The organism is Actinoplanes sp. NPDC051537 (genome assembly GCF_055586105.1).
The window spans coordinates 119,509-143,520 of sequence record NZ_JBVJIU010000024.1 but is presented as its reverse complement, the minus strand read 5'-3'; the positions used below and the strand labels follow the sequence as shown (position 1 = coordinate 143,520).

19 protein-coding genes and 1 riboswitch are annotated in these 24,012 nt (G+C 70.6%); of the genes, 7 read left to right on the top strand and 12 right to left on the bottom strand.

What is annotated here, in order from left to right; all coding sequences use genetic code 11:
- Positions 1–537 precede the first annotated feature (537 nt).
- The 3 genes from ACZ6TB_RS42625 to ACZ6TB_RS42615 are packed head-to-tail and all read right to left on the bottom strand — an operon-like array spanning position 538 to position 3,100.
- Positions 538–1,497, bottom strand: coding sequence for an NAD(P)H-binding protein (locus ACZ6TB_RS42625; RefSeq protein ID WP_465565498.1), 960 nt, complete (start codon positions 1,495–1,497; stop codon positions 538–540).
- 26 nt (positions 1,498–1,523) lie between these two features.
- Positions 1,524–2,249: an SDR family NAD(P)-dependent oxidoreductase gene (locus tag ACZ6TB_RS42620; protein ID WP_465565495.1), complete on the bottom strand. Its 726-nt coding sequence runs from the start codon at positions 2,247–2,249 to the stop codon at positions 1,524–1,526.
- A 32-nt stretch (positions 2,250–2,281) separates the two neighbouring features.
- Positions 2,282–3,100 (bottom strand): helix-turn-helix transcriptional regulator, encoded by an 819-nt coding sequence (locus tag ACZ6TB_RS42615; RefSeq protein WP_465565492.1) that lies wholly within the window; start codon positions 3,098–3,100, stop codon positions 2,282–2,284.
- A 195-nt stretch (positions 3,101–3,295) separates the two neighbouring features.
- Here ACZ6TB_RS42615 and ACZ6TB_RS42610 point away from each other — a divergent pair, with 195 nt between their 5' ends.
- Positions 3,296–8,839: a pentapeptide repeat-containing protein gene (locus ACZ6TB_RS42610; protein ID WP_465565489.1), complete on the top strand. Its 5,544-nt coding sequence runs from the start codon at positions 3,296–3,298 to the stop codon at positions 8,837–8,839.
- Between the two features lie 15 nt (positions 8,840–8,854).
- Here ACZ6TB_RS42610 and ACZ6TB_RS42605 read toward each other — a convergent pair whose 3' ends face one another.
- Positions 8,855–10,528 (bottom strand): cation:proton antiporter, encoded by a 1,674-nt coding sequence (locus ACZ6TB_RS42605; RefSeq protein WP_465565486.1) that lies wholly within the window; start codon positions 10,526–10,528, stop codon positions 8,855–8,857.
- 32 nt (positions 10,529–10,560) lie between these two features.
- On the opposite strand from ACZ6TB_RS42605, the gene ACZ6TB_RS42600 reads away from it, so the two are divergent.
- Positions 10,561–11,358, top strand: coding sequence for an SAM-dependent methyltransferase (locus ACZ6TB_RS42600; RefSeq protein WP_465565483.1), 798 nt, complete (start codon positions 10,561–10,563; stop codon positions 11,356–11,358).
- A gap of 151 nt (positions 11,359–11,509) precedes the next feature.
- Here the strand turns inward: ACZ6TB_RS42600 and ACZ6TB_RS42595 are convergent, their stop codons facing one another.
- From ACZ6TB_RS42595 to ACZ6TB_RS42585, 3 genes are read right to left on the bottom strand one after another with little or no spacing between them, the layout of a single operon-like run.
- Positions 11,510–12,289, bottom strand: coding sequence for an ATP-binding cassette domain-containing protein (locus tag ACZ6TB_RS42595; RefSeq protein ID WP_465565481.1), 780 nt, complete (start codon positions 12,287–12,289; stop codon positions 11,510–11,512).
- Positions 12,286–13,299 carry an ABC transporter permease gene (locus ACZ6TB_RS42590; protein ID WP_465565478.1) on the bottom strand — a complete coding sequence of 338 codons (1,014 nt, stop codon included), beginning with the start codon at positions 13,297–13,299 and terminating at the stop codon, positions 12,286–12,288. The genes ACZ6TB_RS42595 and ACZ6TB_RS42590 overlap by 4 nt, the downstream gene beginning before the upstream one ends.
- A gap of 1 nt (position 13,300) precedes the next feature.
- Positions 13,301–14,350, bottom strand: coding sequence for a substrate-binding domain-containing protein (locus ACZ6TB_RS42585; RefSeq protein WP_465565475.1), 1,050 nt, complete (start codon positions 14,348–14,350; stop codon positions 13,301–13,303).
- A gap of 150 nt (positions 14,351–14,500) precedes the next feature.
- Here ACZ6TB_RS42585 and ACZ6TB_RS42580 point away from each other — a divergent pair, with 150 nt between their 5' ends.
- Entirely contained in the window at positions 14,501–15,463 is a 963-nt protein-coding gene (locus tag ACZ6TB_RS42580) for a LacI family DNA-binding transcriptional regulator (RefSeq protein WP_465565472.1), read from the top strand.
- Here ACZ6TB_RS42580 and ACZ6TB_RS42575 read toward each other — a convergent pair.
- Complete coding sequence (locus tag ACZ6TB_RS42575) at positions 15,460–17,673, bottom strand: galactose-binding domain-containing protein (RefSeq protein WP_465565469.1); 2,214 nt, start codon at positions 17,671–17,673, stop codon at positions 15,460–15,462. The two genes, ACZ6TB_RS42580 and ACZ6TB_RS42575, sit on opposite strands and share 4 nt — an antisense overlap.
- A 408-nt stretch (positions 17,674–18,081) precedes the next feature.
- Between ACZ6TB_RS42575 and ACZ6TB_RS42570 the strand changes: the two genes are divergently transcribed.
- Both ACZ6TB_RS42570 and ACZ6TB_RS42565 read left to right on the top strand, forming a co-directional pair.
- Entirely contained in the window at positions 18,082–18,594 is a 513-nt protein-coding gene (locus ACZ6TB_RS42570) for a metallophosphoesterase family protein (RefSeq protein WP_465565466.1), read from the top strand.
- A gap of 32 nt (positions 18,595–18,626) precedes the next feature.
- Positions 18,627–18,770 (top strand): hypothetical protein, encoded by a 144-nt coding sequence (locus tag ACZ6TB_RS42565; protein ID WP_465565462.1) that lies wholly within the window; start codon positions 18,627–18,629, stop codon positions 18,768–18,770.
- Between the two features lie 158 nt (positions 18,771–18,928).
- Here ACZ6TB_RS42565 and ACZ6TB_RS42560 read toward each other — a convergent pair whose 3' ends face one another.
- Positions 18,929–19,687: a helix-turn-helix domain-containing protein gene (locus ACZ6TB_RS42560; RefSeq protein WP_465565460.1), complete on the bottom strand. Its 759-nt coding sequence runs from the start codon at positions 19,685–19,687 to the stop codon at positions 18,929–18,931.
- A gap of 66 nt (positions 19,688–19,753) precedes the next feature.
- On the opposite strand from ACZ6TB_RS42560, the gene ACZ6TB_RS42555 reads away from it, so the two are divergent.
- The gene (locus ACZ6TB_RS42555; protein WP_465565457.1) at positions 19,754–20,545 is read left to right on the top strand and encodes an SDR family oxidoreductase; all 792 of its coding nucleotides are present in this window, start codon (positions 19,754–19,756) and stop codon (positions 20,543–20,545) included.
- Positions 20,546–20,548: 3 nt separating this feature from the next.
- Here the strand turns inward: ACZ6TB_RS42555 and ACZ6TB_RS42550 are convergent, their stop codons facing one another.
- Entirely contained in the window at positions 20,549–21,973 is a 1,425-nt protein-coding gene (locus ACZ6TB_RS42550) for a glycine hydroxymethyltransferase (protein WP_465565454.1), read from the bottom strand.
- Positions 21,974–21,993: 20 nt separating this feature from the next.
- Positions 21,994–22,084, bottom strand: a riboswitch (ZMP/ZTP riboswitch).
- Positions 22,071–22,964, bottom strand: a complete 894-nt coding sequence (locus ACZ6TB_RS42545) for an oxidoreductase (RefSeq protein WP_465565452.1) — start codon at positions 22,962–22,964, stop codon at positions 22,071–22,073. It overlaps the preceding riboswitch by 14 nt.
- A gap of 92 nt (positions 22,965–23,056) precedes the next feature.
- Between ACZ6TB_RS42545 and ACZ6TB_RS42540 the strand changes: the two genes are divergently transcribed.
- Positions 23,057–23,578, top strand: coding sequence for a TetR/AcrR family transcriptional regulator (locus ACZ6TB_RS42540; protein ID WP_465565449.1), 522 nt, complete (start codon positions 23,057–23,059; stop codon positions 23,576–23,578).
- Between the two features lies 1 nt (position 23,579).
- Here the strand turns inward: ACZ6TB_RS42540 and ACZ6TB_RS42535 are convergent, their stop codons facing one another.
- Positions 23,580–23,816, bottom strand: a complete 237-nt coding sequence (locus ACZ6TB_RS42535) for a hypothetical protein (RefSeq protein ID WP_465565447.1) — start codon at positions 23,814–23,816, stop codon at positions 23,580–23,582.
- Positions 23,817–24,012: the final 196 nt, after the last annotated feature.

Sequence of the window (24,012 nt, the reverse complement as noted above, 5' to 3'; positions counted from 1 at the left end):
GTCGCGTGCCCAGGTCGCCTGTCGCGCGCCCAGGCCGCCTCCCGCCCAGGCCGCCGCCCAGCCGCTCGCCCAGGCCGCCGTCCGCCCAGGCCGCCGCTTAGCCGCTCGCCCAGGCCGCCGTCCGCCCAGGCCGCCGCCCAGCCGCTCGCCCAGGCCGCCACGCCGCTCGCCGCTCGCCCATGTCCGCGTCGCAGGCGCCCGCGATCATGGCCACCCGCGATTTGGTCACCCGCTACTGGTCCCCACCCCGTTTACTGGGTGGGGCGACGATACGGCCCACCTACGACATTTCCCGCGGCGTATCCACAGGCGAGCAACCCGGCCAGGCAACGGGACTCGGTCCTGGCCGGCGCGGTGGGGCGCCGAGGCGCGCACGAACGACGCCGATGGGGCCGATCCGCTTGGGAGCGCACCTCCGCCGCCGCGCCGGGATCGGTCCGGGGAAAGACCGAGGTGATCCGGAGGGGGATCGGCGGCGGGGTGCGTCCGACGCAGTCAGTCTTATCGATGCGTTGTGTAACAAGCAAGAAAAATGAGTTACGGAACCGACATCGGCACGTCGAAATCTCCGGCGTGATCACGAGCCCATTGCGCGTACGTGCGTCCCGGCCGCCCGGTCAACGCCGGCACCAGCGTCGAGACCTCGGCCGGCCGCTCGCGCCCCGCGCGCCAGAGACGGAGGACCGCGTCCGCCGCCGGCTCGGGCATCGTGCGCACCATCTCGGCCCGCGCCGCCTCGGGCGTGACCGTCTCCACCTCGATGGGCCGCCCGATGGCCGCCGCGATGGCCCCGACCTGATCCCGCAGGGTGAGCGACTGCGGCCCCCACAGCGGATAGGCCCGCCCCTGATGGCCGTCCTCCAGCAGCGCGGCGACGGCGACCGCCGCGATGTCGGCCTCGTGCAGCGGCGCGGTCTGCGCCTCGGGGTAGGGCAGCCGCACCCGCCCGTCGCTCACGATCGAGCCGCGCCAGCCGAGCGTGTTGGTGGCGAACATCCCGGCCCGCACGAACGTCCACTCCAGACCGGAACGTTCCAGCGCCTCCTCGACGACCCGGTGCCGCCGGGCGATCGGGTTGCCCTCGTTGCCGGACCGGGCCAGCGCGCCGGTCGAGAGCAGCACGACCCGCCGCACGCCGGCCGCCCGGGCGGCGCCGACGAAGCCGTCGACGCCGTCGGGCTGGGCGTAGAGGAAGACCCGGTCGGCCCCATCGAGCGCGCGCGGCAGAGTCGCCGGCCGATTGAGGTCGGCCTGCACGAGGCGGTAACGGCCTGCCGCGGGGTCGCGGCCCGCCGCCGGCTCACGGCCTGCCGCGGGGTCGCGGCCCGCCGCCGGCGCACGGCCCGCCGGCGCACGGCCCGCCGGCTCACGGCCCGCCGCGTCACGGCCCGCCGCGGGGTCACGGCTGGTTCCGCGAACGCTCTCGCCCGCCGCCGACAACGCCGCCATCACCTGGGCGCCGACATTGCCGCGGGCGCCGAACACCACCGTCGTCATGGGACGATCATGCGGCAATCGGCGTCCTAGAGCAGCATCCCGCCCGAGGCCTCGATGCGCTGGCCGGTGATCCACTTGGTGTTGTCGGCGAGCATGGCGACCATGACGCCGGCGATGTCCTCGGGCTCGCCGATGCGGCCGAGGGCGACCTGCCCGGCGATGTGCCGGCGCACCTGGTCGCTGTTGCGCATGGCGCCGCCGCCGAAGTCGGTTCCGGTGGCGCCGGGGGCCACGACGTTGACGCTGATCTGGCGCGGGCCCAGTTCCTTGGCCAGGTAGCGGGTCAAGACCTCGACCGCGCCCTTCACCGAGCCGTAGGCGGCGTAGAGGCCCTCGCCGGTGAAGCGGGCCAAGCCGGTCGACAGGTTGAGGATGCGGCCGCCGTCGGCGATCACCGGCAGCAGCGCCTGGGTCAGGAAGAACATGCCGCGGAAGTGCACGTTCACGAGCTCGTCGAAGTCCGCGACGGCAAATTCAGCGAACTTGCCGCCGATCCCGACCCCGGCGTTGTTGATCAGGAAGTCGAAGTCGGTGCGATCGAAGCGGTCCTGCAACACGCCGCGGAGAGAAGCGACGAATTGCGGGTACGAGTCGAGGTCGCCGACCGTGAGTTTGAGGGCGACTGCCTCGATCTTCTCGCCGGGATCGTCGCGATAGGTGTAGATGACCTCGACGCCGTCGGCGATCAGGGCCTCGGCGGTGGCCCGGCCGAGTCCGCGGTTGCCGCCGGTGATCAGGGCGATCTTGGGCATGGTGATGGTTCCTCTCAACAAACGGCCCGGAGTCAGGAAACGGCCGCGAGCAGCTGGAGCTTCTCGTAGCTCGGCGACCCGGGTACGGCGGTGAAGACCAGGAGCACCTGCTGCTGGCCGGGGTCGAACAAGGTCTGGCAGTAAAGGGAGAGCTCGCCCAGCGACGGGTTGAGGATCCGCTTGCGGTCGGGGTGCGTGACCCCGACCTCGTGCGTGGCCCAGACCTCGGCGAACTCGGGGCTGACCGCGAGCAGGGCCTCGACGATCTCGCCGGCCCGGCCGCCGGGCGCCCCCGCGTACGCCGAACGCAGCGACGAGGTGAAGACCCGGGTGTGCGTCGGGTGGTCCTCGACCGGATAGACCGCGCGCGACGACGGATCGGTGTACCAGCGGTAGACGTTGTAGCGGCTCAGGCCCGTGAACCGGGTCTGGTCGCCGAACAGCGCCACCGCCGGCCGGGTCTGCAGCAGCGTCTCGCCGAGGCGGGACAGCACCATCGCCGGCGTGTCCTCGAGCCCCTCGAAGATCCGCATCACGCCGGGCGCGACGTGGTCCTCGCGCAGCGCCCGCTGCGGCGCCGGGTGCCCGCCGAGCCGGAACAGGTGGTCCCGCTCGTCGAGGCTCAGGTGCAGCGCCCGGGCGATGGCGGCGAGCATCTGCTCCGACGGCAACGGCCCGCGCTGCTGCTCGATGCGCCCGTAGTAGTCGCTCGACATGCCGGCCAGCGCCGCGACCTCTTCCCGGCGCAGCCCGCCGGTCCGCCGCCGCTGACCGCGCGGCAGCCCGACGTCCTCCGGCTGGAGCGCCTCGCGGCGGGTCCGGAGAAAGTCGGCGAGTTGCGCCCGGTCCATGCGATCAGCCTCCCGTGGTGACGGATCAAGACTGACCCGAACGGGAGATTTCAGGAAGGCCGGACTCAACCGGGGACAACCAGTCCCTGGCAAGAAGGCTGCCGGGAAGGAGGAGGCCGGTTGACGCGGGCAATAAGGTGACCTTGTCGCCTCCGTAAGCAAACGATCACCCTGCGGTGACGGTGAGGAGCCGCTATGGGGCGCCGGGCCTTGAACGAGATCGTCGCCGCCAACATCCGCCGGCTTCGGACGGAGCAGAGCTGGTCGGCCCGCGTGCTCGCCGAGCAATGCGCCCGTCAGGGCATGCCGTCGCTGACCAGAGAAGTGATCGCCAGGATCGAGAACGGCCGCCGCGGCATCGACATGGACGAGGCGGCCGTCTTCGCCACCGCGCTCGGGGTCACGCTCGACGACCTCACCGCCGAGGCCGCCGAAACCGCCCGCAGCATCCTGCACCTCTCCGACCTGGACATGGCGCCGGACAGCCTGCTCGGGCGGACGGCCGACCCCGAGACCCACGCCGCCTTCGCCGACCGGCTGGTGGCGGATCTGGAGGCGATCGACGCCCGGCCCGACCTCGTGGTGGTCACCGGAGACCTCGGGCGCACCGGGCGCCCGCGCGAATACGACCTGGTCCGGGCGTTCCTCCAGCGGCTCACCGAGCGCTTCGGCATCGGCTACGACCGGGTCGCGATCATCCCGGGCGAGCACGACGTCAACCTGCCGGCGACCCAGGCGTACTTCAACGAATGCGAAGCCGACGAAACGCCTCGCCGCCAGCCGTATTGGAGCAACTGGCAGCGGTTCGCGCTCCTGCTCGACGACTGGCCCGAGGAGTCCCGTTCGATGCGGATGCACGCCGAGCGGCCGTGGAGCCTGTTCGAGATGCGTGACCTGCGGATCGTGGTGGCCGGTCTGAACTCGACTCTGCACGACGGGCCGGAGGGCATGAGTCACGACGGCGCCGTCGGCCCGGAGCAGGTCGAGTGGTTCGCCGACAGCCTCACGTCGTACGAAAGTCAGGGTTGGTTCCGTATCGGACTCGTCCACCACAATCCGCTCGGCGACCAGGCCGGCACCGACGGAGCGCTGACCGACGCCGACCTGTTGAGCCGTGCCCTCGGCACGCACGTCAACCTGCTGCTGCACGGCCACGGCACGGGCCGGGCCGGTCGCCTCGACGCCGGCACGCTCGCGCTCGGCGTCGGCCGCCCGGACGAGGGCACCACCCGCTATCAGCTACTCAGGATCTCGCCGGACGGTCTGACCCGCGCGGTCCGTCGCTACGACGCCGACGGCAAGACGTGGGTCGCCGACGACGAGGCCCACCCGGCCACCGAGCTCGCCGAGGAATGGCTCGGGACGCACGGCACGTTCGGCTTGCCGGGCGGGCGGACCGGCCAACGGCAGTCCCGCGAGCCGATCTGGCGTGAGCCCGGCGCCGACTGGACGGACGAGACGCCGGCCGAGGACGATGCCCCGGGCCCGCGCGACGCCCGTCAGGCGCTGCTCGACCAGGTCGCCGACGTCTGTCTGGCCCGCAACGCCGACGCGATCGTCCAGCGCATCAAGTCCCGGCCGCCCTACCTGCGGGTCACCTTCCAGGAGGAGGGCCGCACCCGGCAGCTGCGAATCGGCGGGTGGGTGGGCGAGTTCGGCGAGGAGCAGATCGACGAGTTCCAGGCCGTCGTCAACTTCTCCGACACCGAGCCGCTGACCCTGGTCCACCAGGGCGCGAGCCCGTCCGAGGAGTTGCGGCAGTACGCGGCACGCCGGCACATCACGGTGCGCAGCTTCCTTCAGTTCCAGGGCCTGATCGACCTCTCCGGCTTCGTCCGCACGCAGTCCGATCGGCTCGTCGCCGACCAGCGCTACCGGCCGGCCGCCTACGTGCCGCACCGGTTCACCGACACGCTCGCCCCCGAGTCGCCGGTGCGCCCCGACGTTGTGGCGGAGTTGCTTGCTCAGGTCAGCGCGCCGGACGGCCGGTTCGTGCTGCTGCTCGGCGACTTCGGCCGGGGCAAGACGTTCGCGCTGCGCGAGCTGGCCCGGCGCCTCCCCGTCGTCCACCCGCACCTGACGCCGATCCTGATCGACCTGCGGATGCTCGACAAGTCGCAGTCCCTCGAGCAGCACGTCGCCGCCCACCTGGCCACGATGCACGACGACATCGACATGCGCGCGTTGCGCTACATGGTGCGCGAGGGCCGGGTCGTCCTGATCTTCGACGGGTTCGACGAGCTGGTCGTCCGGGCCACGTACGAGCGGGCCGCCGATCACCTCCAGACGCTGCTCGCCGGCATGATCGACGCCGCGAAGATCGTGGTGGCCAGCCGCACCCAGCATTTCCAGACCCACGACCAGATCCTCACGGCGATGGGCGCGCGGGTCCGCCGGCTGCCCGAGCGTCGCATCTTCTCGCTCTCCGACCTGTCCGACGACCAGGCCCGCATGCTGCTGACGAACCGGTACGACGGCGACACCGGAGCGGCCGACCGGCGCATCGAGCTGCTGGAACGGGTGCCCGGGCTGCGGGCGCTGGCGCAGAACCCGCGCATGCTGACCTTCATCGCCGAGCTCGACGAGAACTGGCTGCGGGCCGTCGCCGAGAGTGGGGTTCAGGTCAACCTGGCCGGGCTCTACAAGCAGATCCTCGACCACTGGCTGGCCCACGAGACGGCTCGCACGCAGAGCATCCCGGGCGCGCTGCGCGGTTTCGACATCGACGACCTGTGGGCCGCCGTCACCGAACTGGCGCTGCGGATGTGGGAGGCCGACGCGGTGATGATCGACGCCGACGATCTCGGCGACGTCGCACGCACCCTGGTCGACCTGGCCGGCGGCCACCTCTCCACCGAGCAGATCGTCTACACGGTCGGGGCCGGAAGCCTGCTCGTCCGTACGGAAGACGGCATGTTCGGCTTCATCCACGAGTCGGTGCGCGAGTGGCTGGTGGCCCGGTGGGTCGCCGACCGGCTCGGGGCCGACCCGGACGGACGGTTGCCGCAGCTCGAACGGCACGGGCTCTCGCCGCTCACGGTGGACTTCCTCTGCGGCCTGGCCGACGCCACCGCCCTGCACCGGTGGGCGACGGCGGTGGGGGCCGAGTCGTCCGGCGCGGGGGAGATGGGCCGGGCGAACGTGGCTCGCGTGCTGTCCCGCATCGAGTTGTCCGACGTGATGCTCCGGGGCGCCCAGCTCAGCAACGAGGACTTCGACGGCCGGATGTGGCCGCGCGCCGACCTGACCGGCGCCGACCTGACCGACGCCCGGATGCGCACCATGGATCTGCGCGCCGCGAAGCTGACCGGCGCCCGGCTCCGCGGGGCGGTGCTCGACGAGGCCGACCTGACCGGCGCCGATCTCACCGACGCCGACCTGCGCGGGGCGCAGCTCGGCGGGACGAGGCTGATCGGCGGCAACCTGGCCGGCGCCGACCTGAGCGGCGCGCGGCTGCTCGGCGCCGACCTCACCGCGGTGATCGCCGACGACGTCCGGTGGCAGCGGGCCGTGCTGGTCAACGTGGTGGCCGACGACCAGCTGCTGGCCCGGGCCCGGGCCGGCGGCGCGGCCGTGGTGGCGCCGGGTCAGCCGGTCGAGACGGCGACGATGCCGCCGTCGATCGGCGTGCGGTTCGGCTTCGAGGAGGGGCGGCTGCCGCAGCCGGTGGCATACAGCGGCGACGGCGCCCTGCTGGCGATCGGCAACGAGGACGGCTCGATCCTGATCTGCGACGCGGTGGCCGGCGAGCCGGTGCGCACGCTGACCGGACATCGGGACCGGACCTACGTCGTGGTGTTCAGCACCGGCGCACCGCTGCTCGCGTCCGGCTCGCTCGACGGGACGGTCCGGATCTGGGACACCAACACCGGTGCGTGCCTGCAACTGCTCGCGGGCTGCGACGCCTGGGTGTGGCCGATGCTCTTCAGCGCCGACGGCACCCTGCTCGCCGCGGGCTCCCGGGACGGCGTGGTCCGGGTCTGGGAGACGGCGACCGGCCAGGTGCGATGGGAGCTCGGCGGCCACGTCTCTCCGGTCTGGACGGCGTCCTTCGACGGCCCGGGCCGCTACCTCGCGACCGGGGACGACGGCGGCCACGCGCGAATGTGGGACATGGTGACCGGGACGCTCCGGCAGGAACTCGACGCGGACGGCCGGTGCACGTACTGGATGCGTTTCGACCGGCTTGGCACGCGCCTGGCCGGCGGAGGGCAGGACGGCGTGGTCAGCATCTGGTCGTGGCCGGACGGCCGGCTCGAGCATCGGCTCGAAGGACACACGGCCGCGGTCTACGCCCTCGACTTCCATCCGGACGGGCGCTCGATCGTGAGTGCCGACACCTCCGGTCTCGTACGTCGATGGGAGGTGACAGGACCCGACCCGGTCGGCCGTGAGCTGGGGCGGCACACCGGCGCCGTCTACCGCATCTCGTTCAGTCCCGACGCCAGCGCCTTCGCCAGCGGGGACAGCGATGGCGCCGTACGTCTGTGGGAAGCCGACAGCGGCGCCGTGCGGCTCGATCTCGCCGCGCACCACGCCTCGGTCTGGCCGATGATGTTCCGCCCCGACGGATCGCAGCTCGTCACCAGCAGCAACGACTACACGACGAAGCTCTGGGACGCCCGCACCGGCGAGCTGCTGCGCACCCTGCGCGGGCACGGCCGCCGGGCGCTGGGGGTGTCGTTCCACCGGGACGGGAGCCTGCTCGCCGTCGGCGGCAACGACGGCGTCGTCCGGATCTGGGACACCAGTGCCGGACGATGTGCGGCCGTGCTGCGTCACCCGCCCGAACTGCTGGTGACCGGCGTCTTCAGCCCGGTCACCGACGAGATCGCGACCGCCGGCAACGACGGCCGGATCTACCTGTGGGATTCGGCCATGGCCGCGGACGCCGGCCCGGACGGCGGGGTGGAGGAGGACCGCATCCTCGAGTTCGCCACCGAGACCGTGTGGGCGACGGTCTTCAGCCCCGACGGCGAGCTCATCGCGTCGGCCAACGACGACGACACCGTGCAGATCATGTTCCGGTCCACCGGCCGTACGGTACAGATGCTCACCGGCTACGGCGGCCGGGTCCGTGCCCTGGCGTTCAGCCCCGACGGCACCGCGCTCGCCGCGGCCGGCGACAACCGGCTGCACGTGTGGGATTGGCGTACGGGCGCGTCGCGGCTCGTCACGGCCGAGCAGCTGGGCCGGGTGTTCGCGCTCGCCTACAGCCCCGACGGCGAGCTGATCGCGACCGCCGGACACGACGGCGTCGCGGTGATCCGGAACGCGGCGGACGGCACCGTCCGGCACCGGATAAAGCCGGGCGAGACCCGCTTGTGGACGCTCGCCTTCGACCCCGGCGGCGAGTTCCTCGCGACCGGCGGCGACGAGCACACGGTCGACATCTGGTCGGTCCGCACCGGCGAGCTGGTGGACCGGCTGCACGGGCACGAGCGCCGCGTCTGGTCGGTGGCGTTCAGCCCCGACGGGCGGCTCCTGGCCAGCGCGGGCGCCGATGGGACGGTACGTCTCTGGCGGCGCGCCGGCGACGGCACGGCGACCGAGGCGGCGACGCTGCTCGGCCTGCCGAACGGCTGGGTCGCGGTGACGCCGGACGGCCGGTACAAGACCGAGGGCGTCGTGACGAACCAGTTCTGGCACGTGATCGGCATGGCGCGGTTCGAGCCCGGCGACCTCGATCCCTATCTTCCCGACCTGCGCCAGATCGAGGCCGACCAGCCCCTGTTCTGACCCAACCCGCGCAGATCAGGGCTCGGCCGTCCCGCCGGGTGGCCCGACCGGTCCGCCCGGTCGCGGCGGCATGGTGTGCAGGGCGGCCTGGCGCAGGTCGATGTCCTGGACCAGGGCGCGAGCGATCTCCTCGGTCACGGTGTGGTTGGCCACCGCCTCGCCGAGCGCGAGCCGCTGCTTGTCGGAGATCTTGTCGCGGTCGACATCGCGGTCGACATCGCGGTCGACAGGGCGATCGGCACCGCGATCGGCACCGCGATCGGCACCGCGATCGGCACCGCGATCGGCACCGCGATCGGCACCGCGATCGAGCATCACGCCGACCATGATCTGCCGGCCACGCTCGCGCATCTCCTCCTCCGCGGCCCGCTCGGCGGTGAGGTCGAACTTCAACCAGCGGGTCAGCCGCCCGACCGTGGTGCCCTGGATCAGCAGCGTGCCGAGCGTGAAGAACAGCGCGATCGCCAAAATCGCCTCCCGCCCGGGCACCCTCTCCGGGATCGAGCCCGCCGCGGCCAGCGTGATGATGCCGCGCACGCCGACCCAGCCGACCAGCAGCGTCTCCTTCTGCGTCGGCGGGTCGAACGGCTGCCCGCCGCGCCGGCGCCGCCGTTGCTGCTCCTGGTGCTTCTCGTACTCGGCCCGGAAGGCGTCGTTCCGCTCGACCCGCTTCTTGATCATCCAGACGCTCAGCGTCCACCGGCCGAAGAGCAGGTAGACCGCCACGAGCCGGAAGACGATCGCCACCACCAGCAGCACGCCCGACGCGACCAGTGTGCGGGTCAGCTCCTTCGCGTCGAGAAGGTCCTGAAGAACGAACTTCAACTGCAGGCCGATGTACGCGAGGACGAACGTCTCGAGGAGAAAGTCCAGAACCGGCCAGAACGCCTCTTCCTGCAACCGCGTACGGTAGGCGCCCGGGTATTGATGTTTGGGGTCGAGGGTCAGGTTGACACTGATCGAGAAGGCCGCCATGACCACCGCGAGGATGCCGGAGGCGTGCACCTCCTCGGCGACCAGGTAGGCGGTGAACGGCACCAGCAGCACGAGCGCCGTCTCCAGGGTCGGGTTGCCGAGCTGCTTGCGGATCCACAGCGTCGCCAGCGCGAACAGGCCGCCGATGGCGAGGCCGACGAACGCGTTGCGCAGCAGCTCCACCCCGCCGTGCACCCAGGTGGTGTGCTCGCCCTTGACCGAGCCGAGCGCGATCGCGAACAAGGTCAGCGCGGTCGCGTCGTTGACCAGGCTCTCGCCGGTGAGGATCGAGGTGACCCGCTTGGGCAGCCCGATCTCGTCGCCGTGCGAGACGGTCGTGATCGTGTCGGGTGGCGCCAGCACCGCGCCCAGCACCCAGGCGCCGGCGCCGAGCGACGGCAGGATCCAGCCCGCGACCAGTCCGAGCAGCCCGGTGGTGAGCAGCACGAGCAGCACGCCGAGCGTGATGATGGCCCGCATGTTGGCGCCGAAGGCAGCGAACGACGCCCCCCGGGTCGCCGAGTACAGCAGCGGCGGCACCACGACGGCGAGGATGAGCTCGCTGTCCAGCTCGAGCCGGGGCACGCCCGGGATGAACGACGCCGCGGCCGCGAGCACCACGATCACCATGCCCGGTTCGATGTTCCTTTTCTTGGCCACCGCCGAGATCGCGATGCCGGCCCCGATGATGAGCAGTAGCTGAACGCCGTCCACGATGATCAGGCTAAAGGGTCTAGTGTCGGCCCATGGCCCAGGAAACGCCTCCGGGCGTGGATGACTCGCGGCCGCATTCGGCCCGGATCTGGAACTACTGGCTCGGCGGCGCCGACAACTTCGCCGTCGATCGCGAGGTCGGCGAGCAGGTACGGCAGATCCTGCCCAGCATCGTCGACCAGGCGCGGGCCGACCGCGCGTTCCTCGGCCGGGCGGTCGCCCACCTGACCGGCGACCTCGGCGTGCGGCAGTTCCTCGACATCGGCAGCGGCCTGCCCACGACGGAGAACACGCACCAGGTCGCCCAGCGGATCGCTCCCGACGCGAAGGTCGTCTACGTCGACAACGACCCGCTCGTGCTGCTGCACGCCCGCCAGTTGCTGACCAGCACCCCCGAGGGCGAGACCGTCTACCTCGAGGCCGACCTGCACGACCCCGCCCCGATTCTCCAGGCGGCGGCCAAGACCCTGGACTTCGACCGCCCGATCGCCCTGATGCTGGTCGGCGTGCTGCACCACATCGACGACACCGACCGGGCGGCGTCCCTGGTGGCCACGTTGCGCGACGCGTTACCACCCGGCAGCTACCTGGCCGTCAACCACGCCACGAACGTCGTCTTCGGCGCGGCCAGCGACGAGTCGGTCGCGCACTACAACCAGTTCGGCCGCCCCACCATCACGCTGCGCAAGCCGCCCGAGATAGCCCGCTTCTTCACCGGCTTCGACCTGCTCGACCCGGGCATCGTCTCCTGCTCCCGCTGGCGCCCCGGCGCCACCGACGACACCGTCCCCGAGGTCGACGAGTTCGCCGCCCTGGCCCGCCGGCGCTGACTCACCCCCGGTCGTCCCAGCGTCCGGCGGGTGGTCATGGGCGCAGGCCGGTGGTCTGCCCGGAACAACATCCGCGGCGGGATCATCTCGTCCTCCGCTGGTTGACGAGGCGGGCGCCGCTCCATGTGGGGAGCAGCGCCCGTCTCGGCATCTAGGCCGCGGCCTCCGGGGGCGGCTCGGCGGCGCCGGTCATGATGGCTACCGCCTCGGACATCGAGTGGGACTTCGGGGTGATGACCGTGGCCCGGCGGCCCAGCCGCTGGATGTGGATGCGGTCGGCCACCTCGAAGACGTGCGGCATGTTGTGGCTGATCAGGATCACCGGGAGGCCGCGGTCGCGGACGTCGCGGATCAGCTGGAGCACGCGGTTGCCCTCCTTGACGCCGAGCGCCGCGGTGGGCTCGTCGAGGATCACCACCTTGCTGCCGAAGGCGGCCGAGCGGGCCACCGCCACCGCCTGCCGCTGGCCGCCGGAAAGCGACTCGACGGCCTGGCCGATGTTCTGCAACGTGGCGACGCCGAGCTCGCTCATGTGGCGCTTGGCCTCCGCCCGCATGTGCGCGCGGTCGAGCATCCGGAACACCGAGCCGAGCGGGCCGGGCTTGCGCTCCTCGCGGCCGAGGAACAGGTTGTCGGCGATGTCGAGGCCGGGGGCGACCGCGAGGGTCTGGTAGACGGTCTCGATCCCGGCCGAGCGCGCGTCCATCGGCGTACGGAAATGGACCTGTTTGCCGTCCAGGAAGATCTCGCCCTCGTCCGGGACCAGCGCGCCGGAGAGCGCCTTGATCAGGCTGGACTTGCCGGCGCCGTTGTCGCCGATCACCGCGAGGATCTCGCCGGGGTACAGCTCGAGATCGCTCCCGTCGATGGCGACGACGCGGCCGTACCGCTTGCTCAGGCCCTTCGCCTGCAGAACCGGGGTGGCGGTCACGTCTTCACCTTCCTGATCCACTGGTCGAGCGAGACCGCGATCAGCACCAGCAGGCCGATCGCGAAGCCCTGCCAGACCACCTCGACGCCGGCCAACTGCAGGCCGTTGCGGAACACGCCGACGATGAGCGCGCCGATCAGGGTGCCGATCACGCTGCCGCGACCGCCGAAGAGGCTGGTGCCGCCGAGCACGACCGCGGTGATCGAGTCGAGGTTGTACTCGGTGCCGACGTTGGGGCTGGCCGAGGCGAGCCGGCCGATGAGGATCCACCCGCCGACCGCGTAGAGCAGGCCGGCCACGGTGTAGACGGAGAACAGCACACGACCGGTCTGGATGCCGGCCAGCCGGGCGGACTCCACGTCGTCACCGGTCGCATAGACGTGCTTGCCCCACGCCGTACGGGACAGGGCATAGAAGAAGTAGCCGAAGAGCAGGAGCATGATGATCGACCCGTACGTGAGCCGGAAGCTCCCGAGCGGGATCGAGTTGCCGGTCCAGGTCATCAGGCCGGGCATGTCCGAGCCCCGCACCGTCTCGCTGTTGCTGACCACCGAGTTCAGCGAGAAGAAGATGGTCAGCGTGCCGAGGGTGACGATGAACGGTGGCAGTTTGATCTTGGTGACCAGCACGCCGTTGATCGCGCCCATCACGGTGCCGCAGGCCAGGCCGAGCACCAGGGCGATCACCCCGGGCATCCCGGCCTTGGTGCAGAAGTTCGCCATCAGCACCGAGGAGAAGACCGCGATGGCGCCGGCCGACAGGTCGATGCCGGCGGTCAGGATGATCAGCGTCTGCCCGAGGGCGAGCGTGGCGATCACCGTGACCTGTTGGAGGACGAGGGAGAGGTTCGTCGCGGTCAGGAACCGGGCGTTGACGATCGAGAACGCGATGATCGCGACGATCAGCACCGCCAGCGGCCCGAGGACCGGGTTGGAGTGAAGGAGATGTTGGACGCGCAGGCCGAACGAGTCGTGCTTGCGCACCTCGAAGTCAGCGGTGGCAGTGGCCATATCAACCCCAGCAGTTCTGCTTGCCCCACGTGGAGTCTTTCGCCTCCACGCCGGCCTGCGGGTCGTCGGTGATGAGTTGGGTGCCGGTGTCGTAGAAATCCTTGCCCGGCGTCGGTTGTGGCTTGGTGCCGTCCTTGGCGAACTTGGCGATGGCGTCGACGCCCATCTGGGCCATCTTGATCGGGAACTGCATCGAGGTGGCGCCGATGACGCCCTTGGACACGTTGTCGACGCCCGGGCAGCCGCCGTCGATCGAGACGATCGTGATGTCCTTGTCCTTGCCGGCGTTCTTGATGGCCTGGTACGCGCCGGCCGCCGCGGGCTCGTTGATCGTGTAGACCAGGTTGATCGACGGGTCCTTCTGCAGCAGGTTCTCCATCGCCGTCCGGCCGCCGTCCTCGGCGCCGTCGGTGACGTCGTGTCCGGCGATCCGGGGGTCGTTCTCGTCGCCGATCTTGTTGGCGTCCCCGACCTGGATGCCGAAGCCGTCGAGGAAGCCCTGGTCCCGTTTCACGTCGACCGAGACCCCGTTGGCGTTGAGGTCCAGCATCGCGATCTTCGCCTGCTTGCCCTCTTTCTCGAACTTCGCCTTCGCCCACTGGCCGATCAACTTTCCGGCCTGGTAGTTGTCGGTGGCGAAGGTGGCGTCCGCCGCGTTCGGCGGGTCGACCGGCGTGTCGAGGGCGATGACCAGCATCTTCTGCTCATGCGCTTTGTCGATGGAGGGGACGATCGCCTTCGAGTCGTTCGGGGTGATGAGAAAGCCCTTGGCGCCGTACGACATGAGGTTCTCGATCGCTTGGACCTGTGCCTCGTTGTCGCCGTCCTGCTTGCCGGCGAACGTCTGCAGCTCGAGCTGCTCGGCTCGGGCCTCCTTCTGGGCGCCCCTCTTCATCGTGACAAAGAACGGGTTCGTGTCGGTTTTGGTGATCAGCCCGACGACATCCTCGCCGTTTCCTCTGTTACAGGCGGCGGCCGATCCGAGGGCCAGCGTCATCACGCAGCCGGCGGCCACCACCCTTCCGGTTCTGGACAGGGTTGGATCCCGCATGTCTCCTCCGAATCGATTTAGCACACATCGAGAGACAACGTTGTCTCGCAGTAGACGCCCGCGTTCATCCCGTGTCAACAATGAGTTTCCGAGATGTTGCGCTTGGTGATCGACATTGACGGGAATCAACGAATGGCGCATCGGCCGACCATGAATGACGTGGCCCGGACCGCCGGGGTGAGCCTCAAGACCGTCTCCCGGGTGGTCAACGGGGAGACGACCGTGGCGCCCGATCTGGCCGACCGGGTGCGGGCCGCCGTGCGGCGACTCGACTACCGGCCCAACCTGGGAGCGAGCCAGTTGCGACGCAACGACCGGCGTACCGACACGATCGGCGTGCTGCTCGACGACCTGGCCAACCCCTTCTCGGCCGCGCTGCACCGGGCCGTCTCCGACGAGGCCGGCGCACGGGGAGTCCAGGTGCTGGCCGGCAGCCCCGAGCCCGACCGGGAACGGCAGCTCGCTTCGGCCCTGGCCCAGCGGGAGATCGACGGCCTGATTCTCGCGCCGACCGGGGACGACCAGGGTTATTTATCCAGATTTATCGGACCCATCGTTTTTGTCGACAGACGCCCAACGAACACCACCGGCGACACGATCGTGTCCACGAACGCGGCCGGGGCGGGCACGGCGGCGCGGCATCTGGTCACGCATGGGCATCGGCGGATCGCGTACCTGGGAAATCTGCGCAGGCTGACGACGGCGCGGGACCGGTATCGGGGTTATCTGCGCGCGCTCGGCGGACGCGCCGGCCCGGTGGTGCACGACCTGCTCGACAGCGCCGCCGCCGAGCGCGCCACCATCGCCGTGCTGCGCGGGCCGGACCCGCCGACCGCGATCTTCGCGACCCAGAACCTGATCACCATCGGGGTGGTGCGGGCGCTGCGCCGGCTGGGTCTGGAGCGGACGGTCGCGCTGATCGGCTTCGACGACTTCCCGCTCGCCGACCTGCTCGACCCGCCGGTGACCGTCGTCGCGCCCGACCCGGCGCGGATGGGCCGGACCGCCGCTCTGACCCTCTTCGAGCGGATCGACGGTGACAAAGCACCGCCGCGCGAGATCAGGATCCCGACGACCCTGATCCCGCGCGGCAGCGGGGAAATTACTGCTTAGGGGAAGTTGGTCACGGTACGCGGAACCACCGCGTCGGCCGTGGCGGCCGCCCCGATGTTGTTGACCACGTGGTCGATCGTGCCCGAGGCGAGCGAGATGGTGAAGATGTTGTGCAGCTTCACCCCGCCGTTCGCCGGCGCCTGGAACCCGTTGGCCGAGTGCACGGCCGGGTTCGCGTTGAAGTACGCGTAGCTGCCCATGCCCCAGGCCTCGTGGCTGGTCACCGAGTCGGCCACCTTGTACGCCGGGTACCCGGTGCCGTCACTGCGCCAGGCGGCGTTGGACGGCGGGTCGTACGGCTGCTCGTTCTGCAGGAAGTACGTGCGGCCGCCGTTGCCGTTCCAGACGATCTCGTTCTTCTGGTAATGCTCGACGAACAGGCCGTACGCCGTGACGTTCTGACCGTTCACGATCAGGCCGCTGTCCGCGGTGTTGACCGTCCAGCCGACGCCGGTGCCATGGTCGGCCCGCCACGCCCAGATGTGGTCGATGATCGTGTTGCTGCTGTTCACCAGCAGGCTGTTGGTGGCCTTGCCGGGGCCCGCGCCACCGATCCGGAAGAACACGTCCTGGACCGTGGTCGGGTTCGACGCGTGGCTCGCCGAGCTTCCGGACGGCCCGATCACCAGCAGGTTCGCCGAGTTGGTCGCGCCGGCGTCGAACAGCAGGCCGGCCACCTTCACGCCGTCCACGTCGGCCACCTGCATCGGGGTGACGCCGTTGTCCGGGATGATCGTCGCGTAGCCGAGGCCGAGCACGACGGTGTTGGCCCGGTTCACGTTGATCGTCTGGCTGACGTGGTAGATGCCCGGCTGGAAGATCAGGTTCAGGCCCTGCGCGAGTGCCTGGTTGATCGTCGCCGCGCTGTCACCGGGCTTGGCCACATAGAACTGGCTGAGCGGGAGCGACGTGCCCGGGGTGTTGCCGTTCGCCCAGGTCACGCCCGCGGCGTTGGTCTGGAGGTTGGGCACGAAGACCGCGTAGTTGCCGCCGGTCTGGTACAGGTACGGCTTCTCCCGGATGACCGGGGTGGTGCCGATCGTGGTGTAGGCCGGGCTCGGGAAGCTGGTCCCCGGGGCGCCCTGGACGCCGACGAAGACCTGGTTCCACACCGCGTTCGAGTTCGAGCCGATCTGGCTGTTGCGGGTGAACCACTGCTGCTGCGAGTACTGACCCTCGGTGCCGCTGATCCGCGAGTCGGCGATGTAGCCGCCGGACGCCCAGCCGTAGCCGTTGGGGGCCAGGTTCACGCCGCCGTGGATGTCCATCCGGCGGAACGGCGCGGCCTGCGAGACGGCCCAGCGGTCGTCACCGGAGACCGGGTAGAGCGACAGGTTCTCCACCGACCGCCAGAAGTTCTGGGTCGCGTTGCCCTGCATCCAGCCGGCGTCGACGGTGATGTCGCCGTTGATCCGGGTGTCCTGCGGGTTCTGGCCGAGGCCGACCACCGAGGTGTAGAAGCCGACCTGGATGTTCAGGCCGTTGTAGGTGCCCGGCTTGAACGCCAGCACGTACCGCTGGGTGCCGAACTGGTTCGACTCCTGCTGGTGGAAGATCGTGTCGGCCTGGCTCTGGATCGAGGCGCTCGACATGCCCGGGTCGAACACGATCACGTTCGAGCCCAGCGAGCCGCCGCCGGGGAGCGTCGGACCGGTGGGCGAGGTGGGCGGGGTCGTCGGCGTGGTCGTGCCACCGCCGCCGTAGACCTTGAACTCCCACAACGAGTAGCCATAGCCGGTCGTACGCTGCGTGCCGTACATCCGCACGTACCGGCCGGTGCCGCTGACCGTCAGCGACTGGTTGCCGCCGGTCGACGTCGTGGTCGAGTAGATCGACGTCCACGTGCTGGCGTTGTCCGAGACCTGGATCTGGAACGCCTTGCCCGCGGCGGTCTCCCAGTTGAGCTCGACCCGGCTGATCGCCTGCGAGCTGCCGAGGTCGACCTGCAGCCACTGCGGGTCGGAGAACGCCGAGGACCACCGGGTGCCGAGGTTGCCGTCGACCGCCTCGGAGGCGAGGTAGGCGCCGGCCGCCTCGGTCGACGACGCCGTGGCCGGTTTGCCCTGCGAGAGCAGGGTTTCCGCGGCGCTGGCGCCGACGGTCGTGAAGGCGGCGTACCCGGCGATGACGGCGGCCACGAGGCCGCCGATCGCGCCGAGGCGCCAGGGGGAGCGTCTCCGCGGAGGTGCGGAGTTGACGGGGATGGTCATTGCTTCTCCTTGGGCGGGGAACTGCAAGGGGGACTGCTTGCACCCTCGGGGAGGCCGATCTCTCCACATTTACGGGGAGAGCGCTCCCCCGCCATCGAAGCTAGGTACGGGGCTGCGACCCTGTCCAGAGTTGGCCACGGTTCCGGAACCGATCGATAACCGTCGTGGACTTGCGGATGTCACAAGCGTTCGTCATGGCGGGTTGCCCGTTCGGGCATAGTCGCTGTTCAGAGCCTTGCAACAACTTCCCGTTCGTACGGTGTGACGGACCTGTTCGGAGCCGATAACCAAAGCGCCGGAACCGGTTCCGCCGCTGATCAGCAAAAGCGCCACTACCGCCCCAGTCGGAAATGTCGCCCGTTTCTCCGGAACCGGTTCCAGGAGAGCGCTTCCTCTACGGTGGATCACATGCACCTCGTTCTGACCAGCGACACGCATCTGCCGCAGCGGGCGCGCGACCTCCCGCCGCCGCTGTGGGCGGCCGTCGAGGAGGCCGACGTCGTGATCCACGCCGGCGACTGGGTCGACGAGGCGGCCCTGGACGCGCTGTCGGCCCGCTCGCGCCGCCTGATCGCGTGTTACGGCAACAACGACGGCCGGGGGTTGCGCGCCCGCCTGCCCGAGATCGCCCGGGCGACGCTGGACGGCCTGCGCCTCGCGGTGGTCCACGAGACCGGCCCGGCGACCGGCCGCGAGGCGCGGTGCGCGGCCCGCTTTCCCGACGTCGACGTCCTGGTCTTCGGCCATTCGCACATTCCCTGGGACACCACCGCGACGACCGGTTTGCGCCTGCTGAACCCCGGGTCGCCCACCGACCGGCGCCGCCAGCCGCACGCGACGTTCATGACTGCGACCATCGCCGACGGCCGGCTCGGCGACGTCACCCTGCACGCGCTGCCCTCGCGCCGGCATCCGTCCTAGCCACGGTGGCGCGCGGAGCGCACACTCACGGCATGGTGATACTGATCCTGATTCTGGTCATCGCGGCCGCCGGCATCGTCGCGGGCGTCAGCGCCCGCCGCGGACGGTCGATGCCGACCCCGCCTCCGCCGCCCGACGCGGGGCCGACGATCAACCACCACACGGGCGGCTTCTGATCAGAGCAGGCGGCCCGGCCGGGCCGGCGCGCGATCAAAGCAGGCGGGCCGGCGCGCGATCAGACCAGCCGGGCCCGCGCGCGATCAAAGCAGCCGGGCCGGCGCGCGATCAAGCAGCCGGGCCGGCGCGCGATCAGAGCAGCCGGGCCCGCGCGCGATCAGACCAGCCGAGCCAGCGCGTCCGCCGATGGGCTGCCCGGCTCGGCCTGATACGCGATGACCACCAGGCCCTCGGCGCCGGCGACGGTCAACGTCTGGCGGCGCAGCGTCAACCGGCCCACGTGCGGGTGGTCGAATCGCTTGACCTCGTCGCGCGACAGCCGCACGTCGTGGCGCTCCCACAGCTCGCGAAACTCCTCGTGCGCGCTCAGCTCGGCGACCAGCGCATCGCCCGGATCGGCCGACGCCCGCAGCATCGCGACGGACTGGGCGGCGATCTCGGCCCAATCGGGAAACAGCGTGCGCGCGCACGGATCCAGGAAGACGTCTCGCACGAGGTTGCGCCCGGGCTCGTAGAGCGGCGCGAGCGAAACGGCGGCCTTGTTGGCCAGCAGCACGAAAAAGCGACGATCCCGCACGTACGCCGGAATGCCGCCCCAAGCGTCCAGCAGCCCCTGCATCTCGGCCGTCGCCGCGCCCTGGGTGACCGGCCGCCCGGCCGCCAGCGCATGCAGATGCGCGACCGCGTCCGGTTCCAGCCGCAGCGCCGCCGCCAACGCGTCCAGCACCTGCGCCGATGGGTGCCGATCGACGCCCTGCTCGAGCCGCGTCAGATACTGCACCGACAGACCGGCCAGCGACGCCAGCTCGTCCCGCCGCAACCCGGGCACCCGACGCCGCCCGTGCACCGCGAGCCCGACCTCGTCCGGGCGCACCCGGGCCCGGCGCGCCTGGAGGAACTCCCCGAGAAGCGTCATCGTGCGCCGAGCCTATCCCCGGCGGGGTGCTGGCTACCTCGTCCCGAGCCGGGCACCGTCGGGGTCATGAAGACATGGTTCATCACCGGCGCCTCCCGCGGTTTCGGCCGGGTCTGGGCGCGGACGGCCCTCGACCGCGGCGACCGGGTCGCGGCGACGGCCCGCGACATCGCGACCCTCGACGCGCACGACCGACTACTGCCCCTCGAACTGGACGTGACCGATCGCGACGCCGTGGTCGAGGCCGTCGGCAAGGCCGCCGACACCTTCGGGCGCCTCGACGTGGTGGTCAACAACGCCGGGTACGGCCTGTTCGGCGCCGTCGAGGAGGTGAGCGCGGCGCAGGCCCGCGCGCAGATCGAGACCAACCTGTTCGGCGCGCTCTGGGTCACCCAGGCGGCGCTCCCGATCATGCGGGCCCAGCGGAGCGGCCACCTAGTGCAGGTCTCCAGCATCGGCGGCGTGGCCGCGTTCCCCACGCTCGGGCTCTACCACGCGTCCAAGTGGGGGCTGGAGGGGATGAGCGAGGCGCTCGCCCAGGAGGTGGCCCGCTTCGGCATCCGGGTGACGATCGTCGAGCCGGGCCCGTACGGCACGGACTGGGCCGGGGCGTCGGCGGTGCAGGCGACGCCGATCGACGCGTACGAGCCGATCCGGGAGGCACGCCGGGTGAGCCGCGGGCATCGCGCACCCGGCGACCCGGCCTCGACGGCGGACGTGCTGATGCGGCTCGTCGACCTGCCCGACCCGCCACTGCGCCTGTTCCTGGGCGGTTACCCGTACCCGATCGCCGAGAAGCTCTACGAGGAGCGCCTCTCGACCTGGCAGCAGTGGCGGGATCTGGCGGAGTCGGCCTGATTCTCAGCCGAGGTCGACCTGGGGGTAGAGCGGGAACGGCGCGAGCAGCTCGGTGGCCTGCTTGCTCACCCGGTCGGCCAGGGCCGGGTCCAGGTTGTACTTGGCCTTCGAGCCCTCGGCCGAGCTCGTGTTGGCCAGGACCGTGTGGATGAGCTCGGCGATCTGGTCCATCTCGTCGGCGCCGAGGCCGCGCGAGGTGAGCGCCGGCGTGCCGATCCGGATGCCGGAGGTGTACCAGGCGCCGTTCGGGTCCTGCGGGATCGCGTTGCGGTTGGTGACCACGCCCGAGTCGAGCAGGGCCTGCTCGGCCTGGCGGCCGGTCAGACCGAACGGGTGCACGTCGAGCAGCACGAGGTGGTTGTCGGTGCCGCCGCTGACCAGCCGGACGCCGCGCTTCAGCAGACCCTCGGCGAGCGCCTGGCTGTTGGTGACGATCTGCTGGGCGTACGTCTGGAAGGAAGGGTCGCGGGCCTCGGCGAACGCGATCGCCTTGGCCGCCATGACGTGCGACAGCGGGCCGCCGAGAACCATCGGGCAACCCCGGTCGACCTGCGAGGCGAGCGACTCCTGGGCCAGCACCGCACCGCCACGCGGACCGCGCAGGCTCTTGTGCGTGGTGGTGGTGACGATGTGCGCGTGCTCGACCGGGTTGTAGTCGCCGGTGAAGACCTTGCCCGCGACCATGCCGGCGAAGTGCGCCATGTCGACCATGAAGGTGGCGCCGACCTCATCGGCGATCTCGCGCATCGTCGCGAAGTTCACCTTCCGGGGGTACGCCGAGTAGCCGCCCACGATGATGAGCGGCTTGAACTCGCGGGCCGTCGCGCGCAGGGCCGCGTAGTCGATCTGACCGGTGGCCGGGTCGACGCCGTAGCTGCGCTGGTCGAACATTTTGCCGGAGATGTTGGGGCGGAAGCCGTGGGTGAGGTGGCCGCCGGCGTCGAGCGACATGCCCAGCATGCGCTGGTTGCCGAAGGCCGCCCGCAGCTCGGCCCACTCGGCGTCGGTCAGGTCGTTGACCTGCCGCTTCTCGAACTTCTTGAGGAACGGCGCCTCGACCCGGTCGGCGAGGATCGCCCAGTAGGCGACCAGGTTCGCGTCGATGCCGGAGTGCGGCTGCACGTACGCATATGGCGCGTCGAACAGGGCCTTCGCGTGCTCGACGGCGATCGCCTCGACGGTGTCCACGTTCTGGCAGCCGGCGTAGAAGCGGCGGCCGATGGTGCCCTCCGCGTACTTGTCGGAGAGCCAGTTGCCCATCGCGAGCAGGACCGCCGGGGAGGCGTAGTTCTCACTGGCGATCAGCTTGAGGGACTCGCGCTGGTCGGTCAGCTCCTTGGCGATCGCGTCGGCGATGCGGGGCTCGACGGCGCGGACGACCTCGAGCGCGGAGCGGAAGGCATTCGATTCGGCGTTCAACTCGGGCATGAACCCTCCCTATCACGGCTTCGGGGGGCCCAGGCGCACGGCAAGTCGTCTTTTTGACGGGGCCGCTCCACGATGGTTCCCCATCCGAACGCGCCAGTCACGGCCCGTCGGTGAGCATACCGGCGGCGGCGGGCCAGTTCACCCCCGTCAGCGTCTGCGACGTGTCCCACAGCCGCTTCGCCAAAACTGGATCTTGTGCGGCCGCCGAGGGCGTGACCAGCACGGGCTTACCGGTGAACTCGCCCCAGCCGTCGGGCCCGAAATACTCGCCACCGCGGACCCCGGCGTCGGTGGCGGCACGGAGAACCGGTTGCGCGCCGGCCTCCTCGCTCTGGATCAACCACGAGAACACCCAGCGCGTACGGGGTGAGACGACGAACCGGAAATGCCAGGGACTCGTGCGCATGAGCCTCGTGCGGGCCGCCCCGGGATGAGCCGCCACGCTGGTCAGCCACGGGAACCGCCGCCCGAGCTCGGCCGCGAAGAGCAAATTCGCGAGCTTGGACATCGCGTACGCGTTCATGGCGTGATAGCCCCGCTCCCAGGCGAGGTCGTCGAAGCGGATGGCCCCGCGCTTGTGCCCGTTGCTGCTGACCGTGACCACCCGCGGCTCGCGCCCGGCGGCCAGGCGGTCGAGCAGCAGGCCGGTCAGCGCGAAGTGCCCGAGGTGGTTGACCCCGAACTGCTGCTCGAAGCCGTCACGCGTCCGGCCGTACGGCGGAATCATCAGCCCCGCGTTGTTGATCAGCAGATCCAGCCGGTCGTGCCGATCGCGGAAGTCGGCGGCCGCCCTTCGGACCGCCGCGAGATCGGCGAGATCGAGCCGGAGTGGCGCGCCACCGACCCGCGCCGCGGCCTCGTCCGGCTCACGCCCGGCGACGATCACCGTGGCGCCGCGCCCGGCCAGCTCGCGCGCGCTCTGGAAGCCGATGCCGGATGTCGCTCCGGTGATCAGGACGATGCGACCGGCCTGATCGGGGATGGTCCACACGATGGCGCCTCCTATAATCGGGACGAGCATCCCGAATATACGGGATGCCCGTCCCGTTTAGCCAGGGCTCGTTCCGATCAGAGGAGGCGCCGATGCGTGCGGACGCGGAGCGCAATCGCGCCAAGGTGGTCGAGGCAGCCATGGCCGCGTTCGCCGAGGAGGGCCTGTCGGTGACGGTCGCCGAGGTCGGTCGCCGGGCCGGGGTCGGCACGGGCACGGTGAGCCGCCACTTCCCGACCAAGGAGTCGCTCTACGAGGCGATCGTGCTGGCCCGGGTCGAGGAGATCGTCGGCGAGGCGGAGCGCCTGCTGGCCGTGGCCCCGCCCGGCGAGGCGTTCTTCCGCTTCTTCGCCTACATGGTCGGCCAGGCGGCCGCGAACCGAGGCCTGGCCGAGGCCCTGGCCGGCGGCGGGTTCGACGTCGAAGCCGCCGCGGCCCGCACGGGCCGAGGCCTGGACACGGTCGAGCAGCGCTTGCTGACCGAGGCGCAAAAGGCCGGAGCCGTCCGCCCCGACGCCACCCGAGACGACGTCAAGGCCCTGCTCGGCGCCTGCGTGGCCGCCCCCGATCGCACCCGCATGATCGAGATTGTGACCACCGGCCTGCGGCCCTGAACTACTTCTTCTTCTTGTCCTTCTTCTTGCCCTTCTTGCCGCCGTCGGCCCCGATCAGTTCGTCGAGCATCATCTGGTCCCGCTCGTCCGCGATGTCCCGGGCGGTCTTGGGCGTCGGAACGAGCATCTTGAACATGATCGCGGCGACCACGAAGAACCAGGCCCACCACGGAATGCCCGACTCCGGACCGAACAGGTTGCTGGTCACGGTGTAGGCGTTGTCCACGATCTGATCCATGGCCGCATGTATCGGCCACAGTTCGCCCACGCTTTAGCGATTTCGGAGCTCGTCTACTCCGGCTGCCGCCCGCCCGCCTGCCCGCCCGGCCGACGCCAACGCCGCACCTTCGAGCGCCGATCCTGCACGACGCGCTGGCCGCGGCGACCCTCGCGCGACTCATCTCGGGGTTTGGGGTGAGCGTTACCGCTCACGC

What these genes read in the sequence shown, in the direction of transcription:
- ACZ6TB_RS42535 (WP_465565447.1), bottom strand. Translation starts at nt 23,816, where the DNA reads ATGGATCAGATCGTGGACAACGCCTACACCGTGACCAGCAACCTGTTC.
- ACZ6TB_RS42550 (WP_465565454.1), bottom strand. Translation starts at nt 21,973, where the DNA reads ATGCCCGAGTTGAACGCCGAATCGAATGCCTTCCGCTCCGCGCTCGAG.
- ACZ6TB_RS42565 (WP_465565462.1), top strand. Translation starts at nt 18,627, where the DNA reads ATGGTGATACTGATCCTGATTCTGGTCATCGCGGCCGCCGGCATCGTC.
- ACZ6TB_RS42585 (WP_465565475.1), bottom strand. Translation starts at nt 14,350, where the DNA reads ATGCGGGATCCAACCCTGTCCAGAACCGGAAGGGTGGTGGCCGCCGGC.
- ACZ6TB_RS42615 (WP_465565492.1), bottom strand. Translation starts at nt 3,100, where the DNA reads ATGGACCGGGCGCAACTCGCCGACTTTCTCCGGACCCGCCGCGAGGCG.
- ACZ6TB_RS42590 (WP_465565478.1), bottom strand. Translation starts at nt 13,299, where the DNA reads ATGGCCACTGCCACCGCTGACTTCGAGGTGCGCAAGCACGACTCGTTC.
- ACZ6TB_RS42620 (WP_465565495.1), bottom strand. Translation starts at nt 2,249, where the DNA reads ATGCCCAAGATCGCCCTGATCACCGGCGGCAACCGCGGACTCGGCCGG.
- ACZ6TB_RS42610 (WP_465565489.1), top strand. Translation starts at nt 3,296, where the DNA reads ATGGGGCGCCGGGCCTTGAACGAGATCGTCGCCGCCAACATCCGCCGG.
- ACZ6TB_RS42580 (WP_465565472.1), top strand. Translation starts at nt 14,501, where the DNA reads ATGAATGACGTGGCCCGGACCGCCGGGGTGAGCCTCAAGACCGTCTCC.
- ACZ6TB_RS42560 (WP_465565460.1), bottom strand. Translation starts at nt 19,687, where the DNA reads ATGACGCTTCTCGGGGAGTTCCTCCAGGCGCGCCGGGCCCGGGTGCGC.
- ACZ6TB_RS42570 (WP_465565466.1), top strand. Translation starts at nt 18,082, where the DNA reads ATGCACCTCGTTCTGACCAGCGACACGCATCTGCCGCAGCGGGCGCGC.
- ACZ6TB_RS42575 (WP_465565469.1), bottom strand. Translation starts at nt 17,673, where the DNA reads ATGACCATCCCCGTCAACTCCGCACCTCCGCGGAGACGCTCCCCCTGG.
- ACZ6TB_RS42555 (WP_465565457.1), top strand. Translation starts at nt 19,754, where the DNA reads ATGAAGACATGGTTCATCACCGGCGCCTCCCGCGGTTTCGGCCGGGTC.
- ACZ6TB_RS42625 (WP_465565498.1), bottom strand. Translation starts at nt 1,497, where the DNA reads ATGACGACGGTGGTGTTCGGCGCCCGCGGCAATGTCGGCGCCCAGGTG.
- ACZ6TB_RS42540 (WP_465565449.1), top strand. Translation starts at nt 23,057, where the DNA reads ATGCGTGCGGACGCGGAGCGCAATCGCGCCAAGGTGGTCGAGGCAGCC.
- ACZ6TB_RS42600 (WP_465565483.1), top strand. Translation starts at nt 10,561, where the DNA reads ATGGCCCAGGAAACGCCTCCGGGCGTGGATGACTCGCGGCCGCATTCG.